This is a genomic window from Synechococcus sp. B60.1, from assembly GCF_047462555.1.
GTDB lineage: Bacteria > Cyanobacteriota > Cyanobacteriia > Thermostichales > Thermostichaceae > Thermostichus.
This window is the reverse complement of sequence record NZ_JANSJN010000226.1, coordinates 1-1008: the sequence shown is the minus strand read 5'-3', so window position 1 is coordinate 1008 and position 1008 is coordinate 1. Positions and strand designations below refer to the sequence as shown.

Here is a 1008-nt window from a genome sequence, read left to right as displayed (position 1 = left end):
CTGCCCCAGCTTTTGGGAAGACAGCAGGGGGGATAGAAACAGCCGTTGCGCCAAGGTCTGCCCAAAAAGCAAGGGATCCCTTCTCTAGGGATCCCTCTTCTAAGACCAATTGAGACTAGAACAAATTAGTCGCGCTCAATGTACAAAAAGAGCACGGCCATGGCCACTGCCGGCAGCAGCCAACCGACAATGGGGACGAAAATCCAAGGAAGATAAGCAGCAGCGTAAGAACCGGTCATAGTTTTGCTCCTCTCCAGTGCCTTGACAAGCTTGACAACTAATTCACCAACCCTCGAAAGATGGCGTCGATCCCGGCAAAGTTCTCCAACAGGAAGTAGGCAGCAAAGACGCCACCCATGCCTCCCAAGAAAAATCCTGCCGTCAGATCCCCCCAGCCACGCGCCGTAGATAGAGGATTGGCTCCCGGCGTTTCCGGCTTGTTTCCAAAGGTAACGCTGCCATAGGCCGACATGCAGGCGGTTCCCAGCAACACAATTGCCATCGCCGTGACCAGCCCACCCAAATTAGCTGCCTCAGGATAGTCGCGCAGCGGGCCCACCACGATTTCTGGCCCCACCAAAAAATAGCCATGCGCCAACCCAATCTCCAGCCCCCGCAACAGCGGCGATAGGCCAGGACGGTTGATGGGGAGGTTGTTGATAAACAGACGGGTGACAGGAGAATCGCTGATAGGCGTCGAAAGATGGCCCTCGCAGGGATCGTCGTTAAAGGTGCGAATGTAATCCATGTCCGAAGGTCCTGCCTGGAATTTTGGGATTCATTCTACGGGGCCTCAGTTCTCCTCTCAGCAGCCGCTATCCGGATCGTTAAAAAAGTTCATGCTCGCTTAACAGAGATATAGACCCTTATCAAGGGATCCGAGAAGCTTTTTGCTTGGATCCCCCGAGTACTTGCCCTTCTCCTAGGCAAACAGCTTTTCCCAGCACCACCGCCCCTCTACCCCCTAGATGCCTCTGAGATCCTGTAAAGTAGCTGACTGCAGATAGG

2 protein-coding genes are annotated in these 1008 nt (G+C 54.3%); both read right to left on the bottom strand.

Annotated features, from left to right (window positions below; all coding sequences use genetic code 11):
* Positions 1 to 125: 125 nt before the first annotated feature.
* Positions 126 to 239 carry a photosystem I reaction center subunit VIII gene (locus tag NW863_RS13190; protein ID WP_414360509.1) on the bottom strand — a complete coding sequence of 38 codons (114 nt, stop codon included), beginning with the start codon at positions 237 to 239 and terminating at the stop codon, positions 126 to 128.
* Between the two features lie 38 nt (positions 240 to 277).
* Complete coding sequence (locus tag NW863_RS13185; protein ID WP_414366901.1) at positions 278 to 748, bottom strand: photosystem I reaction center protein subunit XI; 471 nt, start codon at positions 746 to 748, stop codon at positions 278 to 280.
* Between the last annotated feature and the right edge of the window lie 260 nt (positions 749 to 1008).

Bases quoted from the DNA above. Each gene is read 5' to 3' on its own strand.
- NW863_RS13190 (WP_414360509.1), bottom strand. From the start codon at position 239: ATGACCGGTTCTTACGCTGCTGCTTATCTTCCTTGGATTTTCGTCCCC.
- NW863_RS13185 (WP_414366901.1), bottom strand. From the start codon at position 748: ATGGATTACATTCGCACCTTTAACGACGATCCCTGCGAGGGCCATCTT.